This is a genomic window from Bdellovibrio sp. HM001 (assembly GCF_055397275.1).
This window is the reverse complement of the sequence record NZ_AP029174.1, coordinates 1,688,233-1,703,413: the sequence shown is the minus strand read 5'-3', so window position 1 is coordinate 1,703,413 and position 15,181 is coordinate 1,688,233. Positions and strand designations below refer to the sequence as shown.

At 49.1% G+C, this 15,181-nt stretch carries 16 protein-coding genes, 1 tRNA gene and 1 pseudogene; 4 read left to right on the top strand and 14 right to left on the bottom strand.

From position 1 onward, the window contains the following. Nucleotides 1-19: 19 nt before the first annotated feature. Entirely contained in the window at nucleotides 20-757 is a 738-nt protein-coding gene (locus ACZ5ZZ_RS08160; protein WP_464142214.1) for a type 2 periplasmic-binding domain-containing protein, read from the bottom strand. A 144-nt stretch (nucleotides 758-901) separates the two neighbouring features. Beyond that, nucleotides 902-3,859, bottom strand: a complete 2,958-nt coding sequence (locus tag ACZ5ZZ_RS08155) for a tail fiber domain-containing protein (RefSeq protein ID WP_464142212.1) — start codon at nucleotides 3,857-3,859, stop codon at nucleotides 902-904. Between the two features lie 245 nt (nucleotides 3,860-4,104). Here ACZ5ZZ_RS08155 and ACZ5ZZ_RS08150 point away from each other — a divergent pair. Further along, nucleotides 4,105-4,575 (top strand): annotated as a pseudogene (locus ACZ5ZZ_RS08150) (nucleoside deaminase). Here the strand turns inward: ACZ5ZZ_RS08150 and ACZ5ZZ_RS08145 are convergent. From ACZ5ZZ_RS08145 to ACZ5ZZ_RS08135, 3 genes are all read right to left on the bottom strand, one after another. Beyond that, a complete protein-coding gene (locus tag ACZ5ZZ_RS08145; protein ID WP_464135017.1) occupies nucleotides 4,565-5,032 on the bottom strand; it encodes a DUF4442 domain-containing protein in 468 nt (155 codons plus the stop codon). The pseudogene ACZ5ZZ_RS08150 and the gene ACZ5ZZ_RS08145 sit on opposite strands and share 11 nt — an antisense overlap. Before the next feature lie 77 nt (nucleotides 5,033-5,109). After that, nucleotides 5,110-6,372 (bottom strand): APC family permease, encoded by a 1,263-nt coding sequence (locus ACZ5ZZ_RS08140; RefSeq protein ID WP_464142210.1) that lies wholly within the window; start codon nucleotides 6,370-6,372, stop codon nucleotides 5,110-5,112. After that, entirely contained in the window at nucleotides 6,373-7,029 is a 657-nt protein-coding gene (locus ACZ5ZZ_RS08135) for a hypothetical protein (RefSeq protein WP_464142208.1), read from the bottom strand. 127 nt (nucleotides 7,030-7,156) lie between these two features. Here ACZ5ZZ_RS08135 and ACZ5ZZ_RS08130 point away from each other — a divergent pair, with 127 nt between their 5' ends. Continuing rightward, nucleotides 7,157-7,534: a hypothetical protein gene (locus tag ACZ5ZZ_RS08130; RefSeq protein ID WP_464135011.1), complete on the top strand. Its 378-nt coding sequence runs from the start codon at nucleotides 7,157-7,159 to the stop codon at nucleotides 7,532-7,534. Between the two features lie 30 nt (nucleotides 7,535-7,564). On the opposite strand, the gene ACZ5ZZ_RS08125 is transcribed toward ACZ5ZZ_RS08130, so the two are convergent. The 9 genes from ACZ5ZZ_RS08125 to ACZ5ZZ_RS08085 form a co-directional block, all read right to left on the bottom strand. Further along, entirely contained in the window at nucleotides 7,565-8,200 is a 636-nt protein-coding gene (locus tag ACZ5ZZ_RS08125; protein WP_464135009.1) for a carbonic anhydrase, read from the bottom strand. 378 nt (nucleotides 8,201-8,578) lie between these two features. Continuing rightward, on the bottom strand, nucleotides 8,579-8,887 hold the full coding sequence (locus ACZ5ZZ_RS08120) for a terminase small subunit (protein WP_464135007.1): 309 nt from the start codon (nucleotides 8,885-8,887) through the stop codon (nucleotides 8,579-8,581). 2 nt (nucleotides 8,888-8,889) lie between these two features. Then, nucleotides 8,890-9,234 carry an FKBP-type peptidyl-prolyl cis-trans isomerase gene (locus ACZ5ZZ_RS08115; protein WP_464135006.1) on the bottom strand — a complete coding sequence of 115 codons (345 nt, stop codon included), beginning with the start codon at nucleotides 9,232-9,234 and terminating at the stop codon, nucleotides 8,890-8,892. Nucleotides 9,235-9,276: 42 nt separating this feature from the next. Next, nucleotides 9,277-9,828 carry a dihydrofolate reductase family protein gene (locus ACZ5ZZ_RS08110; protein ID WP_464135003.1) on the bottom strand — a complete coding sequence of 184 codons (552 nt, stop codon included), beginning with the start codon at nucleotides 9,826-9,828 and terminating at the stop codon, nucleotides 9,277-9,279. A gap of 3 nt (nucleotides 9,829-9,831) precedes the next feature. Beyond that, nucleotides 9,832-11,265 (bottom strand): D-alanyl-D-alanine carboxypeptidase/D-alanyl-D-alanine endopeptidase, encoded by a 1,434-nt coding sequence (gene dacB / locus ACZ5ZZ_RS08105; RefSeq protein ID WP_464142206.1) that lies wholly within the window; start codon nucleotides 11,263-11,265, stop codon nucleotides 9,832-9,834. Between the two features lie 98 nt (nucleotides 11,266-11,363). After that, on the bottom strand, nucleotides 11,364-11,990 hold the full coding sequence (locus tag ACZ5ZZ_RS08100) for a zinc metalloprotease (protein WP_464142204.1): 627 nt from the start codon (nucleotides 11,988-11,990) through the stop codon (nucleotides 11,364-11,366). Between the two features lie 274 nt (nucleotides 11,991-12,264). Continuing rightward, the gene (locus ACZ5ZZ_RS08095) at nucleotides 12,265-12,597 is read right to left on the bottom strand and encodes a hypothetical protein (protein ID WP_464142202.1); all 333 of its coding nucleotides are present in this window, start codon (nucleotides 12,595-12,597) and stop codon (nucleotides 12,265-12,267) included. Nucleotides 12,598-12,643: 46 nt separating this feature from the next. Next, nucleotides 12,644-12,913: a helix-turn-helix domain-containing protein gene (locus tag ACZ5ZZ_RS08090; protein ID WP_464142200.1), complete on the bottom strand. Its 270-nt coding sequence runs from the start codon at nucleotides 12,911-12,913 to the stop codon at nucleotides 12,644-12,646. Nucleotides 12,914-13,011: 98 nt separating this feature from the next. Continuing rightward, a complete protein-coding gene (locus ACZ5ZZ_RS08085) occupies nucleotides 13,012-13,710 on the bottom strand; it encodes an SOS response-associated peptidase (RefSeq protein ID WP_464142198.1) in 699 nt (232 codons plus the stop codon). A gap of 177 nt (nucleotides 13,711-13,887) precedes the next feature. Here ACZ5ZZ_RS08085 and ACZ5ZZ_RS08080 point away from each other — a divergent pair. Together ACZ5ZZ_RS08080 and ACZ5ZZ_RS08075 are read left to right on the top strand one after the other, a co-directional pair. Further along, nucleotides 13,888-13,974 (top strand) — tRNA-Leu (locus tag ACZ5ZZ_RS08080). A gap of 380 nt (nucleotides 13,975-14,354) precedes the next feature. Further along, entirely contained in the window at nucleotides 14,355-15,158 is an 804-nt protein-coding gene (locus ACZ5ZZ_RS08075) for a TIGR02147 family protein (RefSeq protein WP_464142196.1), read from the top strand. Nucleotides 15,159-15,181 lie beyond the last annotated feature (23 nt).

The following is a 15,181-nucleotide window of genomic DNA, read 5'->3' as shown; positions in this document are numbered from 1 at the left end:
CATCCCATTTTTCATCAGCTCAGAACCCGTAATATCCTTCAAACATTGGATAATCGCTGCCGTGCAAACTTCGCTCTCTTTTAATTGCGGTTTCAACAATCGGAATGAGGTTTTTATGCTTCTTGTTTAATCTAAAATAAAGTGGCACCGTGACTGAAAAATCCTTCACTTGCTCCAAACTTATAAATCTTTTGTTTGTTTTTTTATACTCCGAAAAAACGGCATCGCTCATAATGACGTAATCGCATCGTTTATGAAGAAGCATATCCAATGCCGCATCTAATGTATTTACACCGATAGTCCTGAGCTTGTTTTGCGCAATAAAATCTTCAATGCCTTTGACGTTCAAAGGAAGCACACCTTGAAGAGAAGATATATTCTTCTTATCTATGACCTCATTCTGCCTATGCACTAAGATGTAACGAACTAAAATGAATGGGAATGAAGTCTCCACAAGATTACTGTAACCGTCCGAAGAAAGTTTGATCCGAGCCAACTCCCCATCCATATCCCCCTTATCTGCAAGAAAGCTGCCTCTTTCGATCGGAAGAGACGTATAGATGACTTCGATATTGTCCCGGGCCAAGGCATTTTTGATAAAGCGCATGATTTCCTTGTAAGGCGTGGAATCGACATGTGCATCCGAGGCAGAGATTTTCAAGACAGTACGAGAGTCCGCTTTGACACTAAGGCTTAAGCCTAAAATGACTGCTGCCAGGAGATTAAGTGTGGCTTGGAGAAACCCAGGAATCATCATGATTAAACCTACACAACAGTGCAAAGTCCTTCAATCGATTCTCAGCAATCATTTCAATGTTTTCAGACTACTAAACAGGTGGGTTGCGTTTGCATCAAAAAGCGCAGACGAACGCGAATGTGATCTATCAAAAACTCGAACAATTTACTTGAGTTTCTCTTCTATCGCCGCCAGTCGACGCTTTAGTTCCTCGTTCTCTTTTTGCAGGGCCAAGACTTTACTTTCAAGGTTGTGGATTTGATCCTCGTTCATCTCGCACTTGCCATTCACCTCGCGGACCGCCTCGATCAACGGCGCCACAAGCTTTGAGTACGCCACCGACTTAAAGCCTTTGGAATCTGTTTTAACCGCCTCTGGGAAGACTTTTTCAATATCCTGCGCAATCACACCGACATCATGTCCCTGCTCAAAGTTCCAGTCAGGATATTCATCCTGTCGCCAGTCAAAAGACACACCTTTCAGGGTCAGAATTCTTTCAAGGGCTCGTTCAATGGGGACAATATTCTTCTTTAGACGTTCATCTGAAGCGTTCACGTAAGCCCCAACCCCTGCCACTGTTCCATTGGCGTGAAACTTATAGCTTGGATTGATGCCGACCCCCACATTGCCTCCAAGGATCGTATGACTGACGTTGGGACTGCCGGCAACCCGATACGAGTGCAGAATGGTGGATCCGGCGGAATAAGCGTCGTTCATATTACGAAGTGCGACATTGCCGTTTTCGTCAGAATAGAATTCGGTCCAACGCATGTTTGCTGGCGCGTTGGGGTTGTACAACTCAAAGGCCGACATCTGTCCCGTGGCTGAAGTGGCGCGAATTCTTCCCACCGAATCAAGTTGCGCATTAGGGGTCTTAGTTCCAACTCCAAAACCACCGCAGACAACCCAAGAAGCTCCAAAACTGGAAAGATGCGAACAATCATTATAGTTGCCAGAAGCATCCGAGTTCTGCACCGTGATCGTGGCAAGTCGATTCCCCGCACTGCCCCAACCCGGTCTGAAGACGTAGCTTGCATGTGTGCCTGCTGTCGGCACACCACTGAAGTACATTCCGCCACTGTTGAAAATAGTGGCACTGCTGCCATTGTCGACGCGGATATTCCCGCTGACATGAAGGGCCTGGGCTGGAGAAGCCGTTCCCACTCCCACATTCCCCGCGGCGGTCACAGTCATTCGTGCGACACCCGCGGTTTCCAATGACAAATTGTGAGAGCTGTTTGTGCCCAGCACCGCTGTTCCAGCGACCGTATTACCACCAATAACAAAGGCATCGGTTATTCCATAACCAGCCACAGTGGTCGGATTGGTTCCAGCGGTCACCCGCCCTTTCACATCCACTGTCACTGACTTATAGGTTCCTGCCGTCACTCCACTATCCGCCAAAGTCATCGCGGTGGAACCCGCTGCGGATGTCACATCCCCAGTGAAAGCTGGCATCCGCGCCGCCGCAAGAGTGCCGCTAGTGATTTTTGAGGCATCCAGCACAGGAATATCCGCAGCCAATAAAGCAGCTCCACCCGTCACCCGCCCCTTGGTATCCACTGTGACCTTGGGATAAGTTCCCGCCGCCACTCCCGTGGCTGTCAAAGAGGGATTGGGATAGGTTCCGGCAAGATCCCCTCCGGCACTTCCACCCGGTACAACCCCTGAAATGGTAATATTCGAGGCCGCCGTCAGGCGCCCCTGCGCATCCACGGTGAAGCCGGGAACCTGAGTCGATGATCCATAACTACCAGCAACAACCGTCGTGTTCGCCAGTTGAATCGTTCCTGAGCCCGTGATCGTCCCGCCGGACAACCCCGTACCGGTGGCCACACTTGTCACAGTCCCACCGGATCCCGCCGCTGAAGCCAGCACTTCCCAAACACTGCCGGTGTCGCGATAAATACGTTTGCTGTCACTGGCAACATACAACCGGCCTGCAACGGCCGCCGCAGGTTTTGCCGCATCAGTGCCTGATTGCAAGCTGGGGGTCCCTCCCAGGTTTGTCACCGCATTGGTGATTCCATATCCAGCCAGACTCGTTGGCAAACCCGATGTGATCTGACTCCAGGACAATCCCAGATTCTGACATTGAAAACTTCCCGCCACTGAATTCCAGTACGGAGCCTGGTTCACCGAACAATTAGCCGAGCCCACTGCGCTGTTAAACGCCGACTGTGTCAAATAGGAACTCAATGTCGTCGCAAGACCACTCACATCACTTGTGGCGATGGCCGAAGGGGTCCACTGCGCCCCATTGTATTTTAAGAAATTCCCCGCCACCGGGGCGCTGTTTGAAACCGCAACCCCTTGCAAAGCGCTGACCGCTGGAGCCGGATAGGTTCCCGACAGATCCCCGCCTGCAGAGCCCTTCGGCACACGAGAGTCCGACAAGCGAGCATCATCACCGGCAGCCACGGTTCCGGCCACGGTCCCAACTTTTAAAGTCAGCGCGGGAGTTGATGTTCCATTTGAGATCGTCAGATACGTGTTCGTGGAACTGACTTGTGTGACCGTTCCACCATTGGCCCCACTAATTCCTTCGCAAATAAAATCGGATCCATCCCAAGAAAGAAAAGTTCCCGATGAACAAATCGGAAGGATATTTTTGAGCACAAATTCTGATGCACTATGAGCCCCCAGCTTCGCCGCACTGCTAGCGTATGCCGCATAGGGAATAGAGCGAATCAAAGAATCCGGCGAAATCGTCTTCCAACCTTCACCGTCGTGAAACTTCACACGCAAGCGCCGCCCTTCATTAAAGGCCGGACTGTAGCTGGCACCACCATCACACACAAAGGTCGCAGAATTATTAAAGCTATCCAGAATATTGAATCCGGCATCTGCAGGATACTGCTTCGCACCCGTCCCAATCGCCACATCAAAAACCCCTCCGGAGTTCACCATATTGATGCCGTTAACTTGCTCACGATAGAGCACACAAAGCCCATCGGGGCTTGTGACTTCAAAGTTAAAGCTGACGTTGAAAAATTCAAGGGGCTGGCCAGAACTTTTTAAAATGCGCCCCTGGTAAGTCAAAAACTGAGGAGCCCCTTGTGCCAGAGATGACACAAGCAAACCCAACCCGACAATGACCCGACACGTTCCAAAAAAGTTCATATCTATAAGATCGGGAGGCCTGTGAACTTACTAAATCCATGAAATATGAAAAACGAGTCGCATTCACGAATGAAATTACCTGGCCGCAATGGTTTCGTAATATAGCCAATTCGTTTTGAGATCACAAGGTGCCTAAGCGTCACCCGAGAGCAGAGATATGACAAAAGTCCCCCGACAGCTGAAAAATAACAAAATAAGACCGAAGATGGAAAGTATCTTCAACGAATCTTTTAAGAGGATTCGACATGACCCCCGCGCACATTCGTTTCTTGGAAATGGCCGTCAACCTTGCTGCCGAGAATTTGCAAGAACACCACGGCCGCCCTTTTGGTGCAGTTCTAGTCAAAGACGGTGAAGTGATCGCCACCGGAGTTAACGAAATTCTAAGCACTCAAGATCCCACGGCCCACGCGGAACTTTCTGCGATTCGCGCGGCCAGTCAGGTGCTTCAATCACCGCGTCTTGATGGTTGCGTGATTTATGCCAGCGGCCAGCCCTGCCCTATGTGTCTGAGCGCAATGCATTTAACAGGCATCAAAGAAGTGTAATTCGTACTTTCAAATGCAGATGCCGAACCTTATGGATTGTCCACGGCAAAGATCTATGAAGAAATACAAAAACCTCTGGGTTTGCAGAACATCAACGTACAACAACATTCTATCACTGGCGCTCGGGAACGCCTTTATGAAGGCTGGAAGCGACAGACTAAGAAATAGGAATCTCTTTTACCTTATCTTTGCGGCGAACATACAGAACTTTATCCACTTCTGCCACGACTTCATTTTGTTCATCAAAGAGCTGCACCACAAATACAGGTTCAACCTTATAGGATGCGGCAGCCTGCTCTACAATCGACTTCAGTTCGTCCTCCGTCACGGAGAAGCGCGCGCGAATGCGTCCTTTGCCGGGCTTTTTAAAACGAATCGTCGCAGACTTGTCCCACACAATGTAGTCACGTCCCAGCTTCTGAATAAGAATCAGCATTATAAAGGGATCAGTCATCGAATACATGGATCCGCCAAAATGAGTCCCCACGTAATTGGCATTCCAAAAACGCAACTTCATTTCAACATCGATATAGTCAAAATTGGGCGCCACCTTTTTCACACGAACACCAGCCCCGACGAACGGAGGCCAGAAACTCATAAATCTGATGACCCAAGGACGCATCATTTTAAAATTCTCCCACCAGAGAATTTTATTGAAAGCCTGCAAATGTTGTCAGCCATTTTGTTGAAATTAGGAACGTCTTAAAAAGCTCTTAATTGCAGCAGCCGATAACTTAGCAACACAAACATTATAATACCAGAACCCACCAGATAGACCTGCTGATCAAATTTTCCCAAAAGGAACAACGACGCTGCCACCGCCATCATTGGCAGCACGGGGTAACCATGCCAGGACCACGGAACAATAAAGGCCCTCTTTCGCAGCGGCTCTTTGCGCCGAAAATAGATCACAGCACCATTGACGATAACAAAAACCACAATCGTCACAAACGAGGACACACTTGCAAGGACCTCGATCTTTTCCAAAAGAAGAAAGATCAGCGACACAAAAAAGATGAAAATAGAAGACAACCAGGGACTTTGCCTGCGGGGCAGAATCATCGCAAATGCCCGGGGAAGATCTCGTTCCCGCGCCATCCCCAAAGCAATTCTGCTGGCCGCCAGCAAAGAAATCATCACCGTATTGGCCGTGGCAAACAAGGCCACACCCCCCAGAGCTCCGGCGGCTTTGACTGAATACGGACGCAAAGCCTCACTAAGGGCAGTATCAGAAAAACTCAACGCCGACACATCCATCAATGCCAAAGCAGACAGACTGACCAGAACATAAAGAACCGTGGTCAGGGCCAAACTTCCCAATATGGCCTGTGGGATAATCTTTTCTGGATTCTTGGTTTCTTCTGCCAGATTCACAATACTTTCAAAGCCCAGATAGGCAAAAAATATCAGAGAGGCCCCCGAAGCCACCCCCCAGGACAGCGGCGCCTTCAGCGCCTCACCAAAATCCGGCTGACGAATTCCATAATAAATAAAAACCAAAAGTCCTGAAATCTCAACCAGGGTGAAGACAATATTCAGCCAGCCCGACAGACGGACCCCCCAGATATTAATCAGCGTAAAAACCGCAAGAACCCCTATGGCACAGATGATTTTAGAAACACCCCAAAACACCCCCATATAGGCGGAAAAGGAAAGCGCCACCGTGCTGGCCGAAGAAATAGCGGCAAACACCATCAGACAGCCGCACAGAAATGACAACACTTTATGTTGAGGCAGGATCTCCCGAAGATACACATACTCAGCCCCCGCTTTCGGAAACAATGTGGATAATTCAGCATACGATAAAGCCGTTAAGAGCGCAGGCACGGCTGCCAGCACCACGCTGAACCACAACCCCTGCTGTGCAACTCCCGCAGCCTTGCCAATAAGCGAATAAACCCCCGCCCCCAGAATCATCCCGGTGGAATAAAACGTCAGCATCAGAAGCCCCAATGACTTCCGCACCTAGTACCCCTCTTCGATTTCCTGCTTTACACCCATGACGATTCGATCTTTGGCATAGATATATTCTGCAGGATATGCAACCCCACCGTCAGTCCGCAGTGAGGCCAAAATCCGCGCATAAAGCTCTGCCGCATGCAACCCCTGATCCGCGACATTTTTGAATTTCGCCCTCACACTGGAACTTCGTCGGCTTATATTATAATAAATAAGATCCATCCGCCGCTCGACCTCTAGGGCCACGCAAGACAGATCCACGGGAACACCACACTTGCGATCCGCGGGAACGAAGTCTGTCACCTCTTCCGTCAGATCTTCTATCTGCCCCAAATGATGAGACGCCAAATTTTCCAGACGAGTCGACACATATAAAATCTTGTTGGCGTAGTGCTCTTCACGCTGTTTTTTGTTTTTAAGATAAGTGTGCGTCTGCGCCGCCGCATTGGCGTAGGCTTTATAGGCCACCTTGTGGCCCGTAAGATCTGAAACAAGCAAAACCTTGTCCGCCTCGGTGATTTGCCCTGTGTTCAATAGCCGATCCACCAAAGCCAACACCTTTTGTTGTGCCTGATCCATCACAAGATCCGCTTCCCGAGGAGTCGCGGCAATTAATTGAAGGGACATAAACAGGACACCGACGACAATGGCAAAGCGAACCATAGTCACCTCCTGGACACAGTACAAATCATAGAGAGTCTTGGGCCAAACGAAGAATCCCAATCGTGCTATCTTTCATGGTCCAGTTCAGGCTTGTTAAATACCTGCATTTTGTTTCACAATAAAAGTTATGAAAAGACTACTGATGATTTCCGTCCTGATTTTATTTGCCGGCTGCTCCAGTCAGCCCAAGATCACCACCGAAGAAGCCGAAGCCCGTCTTCCCAAGGCGTCTCCACCACCTGGAGGCGGAACCAAGACCTATGGAGGAACCCCGGCTCCCAATGCCATTGAGCTGACTCCCGCCAAAGACGCCCCGACCGTGGTCGAAGGAAAAAGCTGCGACTCTCCGCTGGGCACGATTCCCGACGGTGGCAAAGCCACTGGATACCTTCAGGCCGTCGTCCCCGCCGATGATATCTGCATCTCGGATACGATCACTTGTAAAGATGGAGTTTGGTCAGGTCAGGCTGTTCATCCCACCTGCAAAAAAGAAAAGTCCAAATAAAAAAGGCGCCCATGAGGCGCCTTTTTTATTTTAAAGACTCAATTCAGAAAATGCGTGGGTGGTTTCGTCGTAGTACCAAAGTTGTCCACTTTCCAAATCAAAGTAAACCCCCAGAAGCTGCAGACCACGATTCTGCACAGCCTCTTCAACAAAGGGGAACGTGCGAAGATTCTGCAAAGACGTCACAATGGATTCCTTTTCACACTCTTTACACAAAGTATCCACATCAGCGTGAGGAGCACGACTTAGAACCTTTTCGCGTGCATCACGGGCAATGGTCATCCATTGCGCCACAAAGCCGTCTTTTTTCACATTTTCAGTTTGGAACAGGGATCGGATGCCCCCGCACTGACGATGCCCCAGAACCACAATGTTTTCGACTTTCAGGTTCACCACAGCAAACTCGATTGCCGAACTCACCCCGTGAAAACCAACCGAGGATTCAAAAGGCGGCACCAGATTGGCAACGTTACGAATGCAGAAAATTTCCCCAGGCGAGGATGAAAATAAAATAGCAGGGTCAACACGGGAGTCACTGCAGGCGATCATCAATGTCTTGGGACTTTGCCCCGTGGCCAAACGACTAAAGACGGAGGACTCTTCGTTAAAAAAGCGGTCGTGAAATCGGCGGAAGCCGGCATACATCTTGAGGATTTCTTTTTTCACTGGCGATCCTAGCGTTGAAGGTAGTTTTTTATTTCTGTACCACCGGAGGAGGATCATGAAAAGGACAAATAAACGTCAGAGAAAGGAAAAATGAAAAAAAAGGGGCATTAGCCCCTGCTTAGCGTCACCTATTCGAGATGAGCCAAACAGGACAGCAGAGTGGAGTTTTGTGCCTCAATATCTGCAGAATCACCGAACAATTTAACCTTTAGGGATGAAAGAAATTCCATCATAGAAGCCTCCTTTTTCTGTTATTGCTTCATGAACACACAATAACAGAGTCCCCCCGCCGGGAGTGAGGCCATTTATGGAAAACAGATATGCATCAAATGCATACTTAAGGTCTTAATATGTCTAAGATATAGACACCTTCAGAGCCTAAAAATCCTGTAACCCCAGAATCTCCTTGCAAGATTCCATATGCCGCTCAATCTCAGCCAAGGACTTTTCCAACTTCAACATTTCACGCTCGTCCACTTCAGCTTCCATCGCGGCCAGGACAATGGGATGTTTTTTCAACCACTGCCCCTGCTTGGAAGCATAGTTTTCCGGCACCCCAGAGCGAAGAGCGGCCATGCGCGCATTGCCGTCCTTGAGATACTCAACAATGAACTTCAGAGTCTCTAAAGTCAGAAGCTTGCGGTGTGCTTTAAGTCTTGATGAAAAGCCAACTTGCCTGATTCTCATGATCAGCTTTCACGCGGGCGAACTTCGATCATCTCAACATCAAAGATCAAATTGGAATGAGGCGCGATGTGCGGTCCCTTCTGGCGATCACCATACGCCAGGTGCGCGGGCACAAACAAAGTGCGCTTACCGCCTTCTCTCATCCCCATCAAACCAATATCCCAGCCTTTGATGACCCGCCCCGAGCCGATGACAAATTGAAAAGGCCTGCCATGATCATAAGAGGAATCAAACTTGGTTCCGTCCTCAAGCCGACCTTCATAGTTACAAATCACCAGCGCGCCTTTAACAACCTCAACGCCGGTTCCAACAACAGTGTCCGTAATTATCAGTTCATTCTTGTCCATGAACGGAAGCCTACAGTGCAGACACGATCCAGTCAAAAGAAGTCAGAGTTTGGGCGCCGGAACTTCATAATGAAGCTCCACAAAGGGGCTGCGATCCAAGACAGCTTTCAGTTTCATTGGAGGATGCATGGTACGAGGAAGAAGCGGGGCACCGCCGGATAAGGTCACCGGCGCAATATTAAGAACGATCTCGTTTAAATAACCCTGATCGTAGAACTGCCCCACCAACTCCCCACCACCCACAAGCCAGATGTTTTTCCCGTTGGCCACCGCTTTCATTTCTTCATAGACGGGCCTTACATCACCTTTTACAAAACGCACGTCGGCCTCAGGAAATAGAGGCAAATGACGGGTTGTAAAAACCCAGGAGGGGATTTTATACGGCCAGGCTTCGGGTTTTTCTTTCTTCAACAGATGATCATACAACCACATATAAGTGGTGGAACCCATGGCGATGGCACCGACATCACGAATAAAGGATTCAAAATCCGGAGCCCCGGCGCCCCCGTCGAATTGAAAAAGCCATTCCAAAGAATTACTCTGATCAGCAATAAATCCGTTTAAACTGGAGGCACCATAGTAGACAGTTTTCATACACTAACTCCCCCCGTAGGCTTGAAGTTCTTTTTCCACAACATTCACCAGAAGTTCATCGTAAAAACGCATCACATTTCGATCCGAGCCAGAACCATTGTACATAAAGCTGAAGTTAAAAATCCGCCCGTCAGAGCCCTTCACTCGCCCCACCATGGTGATGACATTTTTCATGTATCCGGTTTTGGCCTTCACCCACTCGATACTTTTGGAGGCAAGCCCCCGCTTCTTCAGCGTTCCATCAACCCCGGATATTGGCAACGAATCCATAAACACGGGTCTGAGTTTTTCATCCGAAACCACACTGGACAGGATTTTTAACATATTCCGCGAAGAAGTACGATTGCCATGATTTAATCCCGCCGGGTTCAGGAAGGTGAAACTGCCTTTGGGAAAATTCATCGCTTGCAGCTGTTGATTGATGATCTCGACACCTTCCGAAACAGAGGCCCTGCGACGATGCTTGATTGCTATCTGTGTGGCGAGCATCTCTGCCACCACGTTGTTGGATTCCTTATTCAAGTCGGCCAACAACTCCGCAATGGTTCTGCCTGAATGAGATGCCACCGTGACAGCGTCCGCTGGGGCCTGCCCCAGCTTTACCTGACCAGTGATCTGAATACCTTTTTGCTTCAAATAATATTTCAACGCATGCCCGGACCACTTTGCAGGACTGGAAACATTCTTTTCAAACTCATACTCAGTGTATCCACGTCCCAGCGTTCCTTTGACGAACAGAACCTCCTGCCCCGAAGACAGTTTTCTTCTTTCTGCAATCACGCCATTGGCAGACCCTTTGACTGTTTTGATATGCCCCACAATTTTAATGTAGTCGTTGGCAGGAATCATTTGCAGCTTTGCATTCTTGCCAAGCGCTCCCGGCCGCACGACGATTTTAAATGAATTCCAATGAAAACTCATCGCCCCGATGCGTGCATCGTGAAGGGCATCGACCCGGTCGTAGTCGCGACTGTCATAGCGAACCTGATCAAACAAGGATTCATCAACAACCAGATCGCCTTGGATTTTTCTGATTTTCTTCTGTTGGATTTTAGCTGCCAGATCCATCATCCCGGCGACTCCAAAGGAAGGATCGCCTCCGCCCACCAGGTAAAGATCCCCTTTATACAGAGCCCCCCGAACCGCCCCCGCCAGTTTCACCGTGGTTTCAAAACGCTCTTTTGCGCCAAAGTTGCTTAAGACGCCCACTGAGGTGATGAGTTTTGAAACGGAGGCCAGACTCATGCGCTGATCTGAATTTATATCGACCAAGATCTTGGGTGCTTTATCAGCGGTGACAATCAATGCTGACAAATCAGAAAGAGAGATCTGGTACTTCTGGGCGGAGCGAGCGACTTCGGCGCTGTAGTCCGACGCCCAAGCAAGTGAACCCAGTTGCAACGCACAGAAAAAAGAAACAATGCTTTGCCGGAACATACTTTAAGGATACGCACACTTGTGATTTCGCACAACCCTCGTTTGCCGGTTTTTTCGTGAGTATCTTTCGCTTCATCCACAGTCAGCTTATGAACTCTTTATCGAAGGATTCCTGAAGACGTCATCGCATTAACTCTATCGATATACATCAGTTTTAACGTGAACAAATCTCCGGCGCTAAGTCCGCGATCATCCGAACCGCGAGAGACACAGTAGCTCATCACTGAGTTCGGGTCGTACTCGGTGTAGCCAAAGCCCCATTTCAAGCCCTCTTGCTTTTCACCACCGATGCTGCATGTGGAGTGAGGATGGTCATGTTCGTGATACAATCCGGCGATATGACCGAATTCATGGATCACAGTGGATTTCCGCAGGCCTCCAACAAAAAAGTGAATGTTGCCCGCTACATTTGGAAAATCCTTAGAAACACGGAAGAGCTGATATCCAATCGTAGCACTGCCCCGAGTGCCCTCCAGCCATCTCAAAACATTTTTGGGGCGGAAGTTAATGATGACGTTATCTTTCTCGCCGGGCACACAATCATGGAAACCCACAAAGTGAATACCCGTGCGCGCTGGGGTGAACTCATCCTCAACCCAACGGCGCACTTGGGCTTTATCCTCGGCTTTCCATCTACTTCTGCGGTAACCGTCCCTGGAGTTTTCAACAGGGTTCGCGAAACAGACTTTCACGGCATCAGGAGTCCAACGACGCCACGTAAACATACCGGCTGAGGCCTCATAACCTACAGAGCTTAGAATTAAAAATAGGAGCCATACTTTTGTTTTCAACCACACCTGCCTGATCTAGTCCATTGGTGCGATGCAAGCGATTCGCCAGCTCCAAATGAGATATATTTGCCATAAAAGCGAGCTCCGACTCACTCCTTAGACAATGGGTTACAAATATCGTCAGGGATGGGGTCTACATCTGCCTGTTCGCAAGTTGCTCGGGAACATTTACCACCCCCGACACTGGAAATCCCCTCAGGGACGGGGCTTAATCACCCACACTGAAATTCATATTCATTTGCGGGCCCGGCGTAGTGGACTTTGAATTGCCCGTCTTTTCGGGATTGGTATTTTTAAACTTCACATCACTGAGGCAGGTCTCATACCCGGCTTCACCCTGTTTGATTGTGCGACCGGTGACATCGGTGCAGCTGGATGAAAAAGTGACTTTAGAATTTGATTTCTGAGAAACCTCTGCAGGCATTCCTTCCATTTCCATGGCTTGGAAACCCTCAGGAACAGGAACTTTCACGGCGGCCTCTTCAGCCAAACTGAAAAAAGGCAAGCCCAACACTGCTACTAATAGCAAAAATTTCTTCATGCCATGACCTCCACACCTATGAAGCAATCATAACCTGAAGAGGACCTCAGCGCCCGTAAAATTTTCGACGCATATCCTTGGTGATCTCTGAGATCTTCTGATTCAGGGCCGTTTCGAAAAGCTCTTCGGCCGAGATTCCATAAAGATGACCAATCTTTTTAAAAGACTCCACTGGAGGCATGGATACATTTCGCTCCCAATTTGAAATAAACTGAGGCGTTGAGTATCCGAAATGTTCTGCGACGGCAGCCTGGGAAAGATTCGCAGCGAGGCGCTTGGCTTTTAGAATTTGTCCAAATGTCTTTTTCTCACGCATGCCCTATTCAAACAAGATTTCTTGACACGATCAAGAAATCTTAACGTGCAGGTCCAGGATTCCCCACACAAAAGCAGTGCGAAAAATCTATCCAATGTTCATTCAGATTCGTTCTCCCCCAGAAGAGAAAGCTGCTGCGGATTGTAGGATTTTAGTGCTTCTCTCTCCTCAAACTCAAACTCCACCACTTCCCTGCTATTTCGTAAAAACTCCACAGACTGCTTCGGCGACAACTGCCCTTCCATCCAAGGATCCCAAGCATCTTCACGCAGAAACAAAGGACATCTATCATGCCCCGCCTCCAGAATGTCGGCTGGTGGTTCCGCAGTGAGAATCGCGAAAGATTCAAAAGCTTTTCCTGTGGTCTCATCTGTCCAGGAATCCCAGATGCCAGCGGCAGTCAAAGGCTGGCGGTTCTTTGCAAAAATACCGATGTTGTGTCCAGCAAATCGCCCGGTTTGAACGGATTCAATAAAGAACGACATCGGCACCAGACAATGACGGGATCGAAAAGGCTCCCGCCAAGAAGGTTTGTTCAGGACCTCTTCAATGCGTGCGTTGTAAGTTGCAAACTTAGGCCTTCGCGTTTTCGACCAGGAAGGTATAAGGGAGTAGTTCATCAGCCGAGCTTCACGCCCGGATGACGTTAAGACCACGACCGGAGCCGGCCGATGGGGGTAGATGATTTCTTTTGGGAGTACAAAAATCTCAGGCAACGCAATTCGATAAGTCCGCTCAAATAAATTGAACTCTTCCAAAGCACCATATCTTGCGCACATGCTCTGCGTTCCTTTCATACTTGTGATTTAAGAGATATTTGACACCTCATGAGACCAGATTCCCAGGGGCAAATAAGTGATCAACGCCACCTCAAATAGGTTGGATCTGGGCCTCCAAAAAAATCCTTTCATGACCGCCCGCGAAAACAGTTCTAAGTTGTGAAAAAATAGTTCAAGATTGTTCTTCCATTCGATGCGCGGGTGGTGGAATTGGTAGACACGCAGGTCTCAGAAGCCTGTGGGAGCAATCCTGTGGGGGTTCAAGTCCCCCCTCGCGCACCACTAAGAAAGCCGCCAACAGCGGCTTTCTTTGTTTTGACTGACGGGTCCTTTCTAAGGCTCCCAAAGACCACCCCACACGAGAAATCTTTACCAAAGCCCCCTAAGACAATTTTTTACTACGGCCCCGCGGTGCTCTGCACTTCAAGGAACTTCGCCGATCCTTTGGAACTCCCCCAAAACCCGTCATCTCGCATTTAATGGCCCCTCGACAGACTTCTAAGCCCCGCCTGGATATCTTTCTTAAGTGCCTAGATTCATGGAAGGTTCCAAAATCGGAATATCGCGGAAGGACCCGGAACAAAATGCAAACTGATCCGGCCTCCCCTAGATGACTTCGTGAAAATCAGATATATAAAAGCCACTCATTAGGGAGCATCGATATGACCAAGAAGCACCACTATAGAGACTATATCCTGAAGGAACTTGAACGACGTCAGCGCAAGAATCCTTCCTATTCCCTTCGCGCCTTCTCCAGAGACCTGGAAGTGCCCTGCTCGCGCCTGTCAGAGATTCTAAATGGAAAGGTCGGCCTGTCTGAAAGCCGCGCCGTAAATTTGGCCTCAAAGCTGAACCTGTCCCCTTCGGAGCAGGAATTTTTTGTGGATCTGGCTTTATCAGAACATGCGCGCAGTGCTGTTCTGCGTGACCTAGCGGCCCAGCGAGTGAAAGCCCGCGAGGAAGCCTTCGGAAAAATCGGGGAAGAGCAATTTGCAGTAATTTCTGACTGGTATCACACTGCGATCACTCAGATTCTTCTGCTTAAAGACTTTGATCCATCCATCGAAAATATCGCTCACCGCCTGGGACTGACACAGGACACGGTCGAAAAGGCACTGGAACGCCTGGATGCACTGAAGCTTGTCATGAAAACTCCCGAAGGCCGATGGGTTGCGGACGACAGCAAATACTCTTCCAGCTATGGCGGATCCTCAGAAGCTGCTCGCAATTACTTCCTGCAGATGCAAAACAAAGCAGTCGAAGCCATGAGTGCTGAAAACAAACGCCGCTGGGACATGGGTTGCACCATGGTGCCCACCAATCGTGACAAAGCCAAAGAAGTTGCACAAAAAATCCGCCAGTTCCGACTGGAGCTGATGCAGGATCTGCAAAACTGCGAAGACAAAGATTCCTTGTTCGCACTTTCAACGAGCTTCTTTGAAATGACCGACCTGCCAGCGCATTAACCCTCAGGGCGAGGGCTTTGCCC

Coding starts and splice junctions, on each gene's coding strand:
- ACZ5ZZ_RS08160 (WP_464142214.1), bottom strand. CDS start 757: ATGATGATTCCTGGGTTTCTCCAAGCCACACTTAATCTCCTGGCAGCA.
- ACZ5ZZ_RS08155 (WP_464142212.1), bottom strand. CDS start 3,859: ATGAACTTTTTTGGAACGTGTCGGGTCATTGTCGGGTTGGGTTTGCTT.
- ACZ5ZZ_RS08145 (WP_464135017.1), bottom strand. CDS start 5,032: ATGATGCGTCCTTGGGTCATCAGATTTATGAGTTTCTGGCCTCCGTTC.
- ACZ5ZZ_RS08135 (WP_464142208.1), bottom strand. CDS start 7,029: ATGGTTCGCTTTGCCATTGTCGTCGGTGTCCTGTTTATGTCCCTTCAA.
- ACZ5ZZ_RS08130 (WP_464135011.1), top strand. CDS start 7,157: ATGAAAAGACTACTGATGATTTCCGTCCTGATTTTATTTGCCGGCTGC.
- ACZ5ZZ_RS08120 (WP_464135007.1), bottom strand. CDS start 8,887: ATGAGAATCAGGCAAGTTGGCTTTTCATCAAGACTTAAAGCACACCGC.
- ACZ5ZZ_RS08115 (WP_464135006.1), bottom strand. CDS start 9,234: ATGGACAAGAATGAACTGATAATTACGGACACTGTTGTTGGAACCGGC.
- ACZ5ZZ_RS08110 (WP_464135003.1), bottom strand. CDS start 9,828: ATGAAAACTGTCTACTATGGTGCCTCCAGTTTAAACGGATTTATTGCT.
- dacB (WP_464142206.1), bottom strand. CDS start 11,265: ATGTTCCGGCAAAGCATTGTTTCTTTTTTCTGTGCGTTGCAACTGGGT.
- ACZ5ZZ_RS08100 (WP_464142204.1), bottom strand. CDS start 11,990: ATGTTTACGTGGCGTCGTTGGACTCCTGATGCCGTGAAAGTCTGTTTC.
- ACZ5ZZ_RS08095 (WP_464142202.1), bottom strand. CDS start 12,597: ATGAAGAAATTTTTGCTATTAGTAGCAGTGTTGGGCTTGCCTTTTTTC.
- ACZ5ZZ_RS08090 (WP_464142200.1), bottom strand. CDS start 12,913: ATGCGTGAGAAAAAGACATTTGGACAAATTCTAAAAGCCAAGCGCCTC.
- ACZ5ZZ_RS08085 (WP_464142198.1), bottom strand. CDS start 13,710: ATGAAAGGAACGCAGAGCATGTGCGCAAGATATGGTGCTTTGGAAGAG.
- ACZ5ZZ_RS08075 (WP_464142196.1), top strand. CDS start 14,355: ATGACCAAGAAGCACCACTATAGAGACTATATCCTGAAGGAACTTGAA.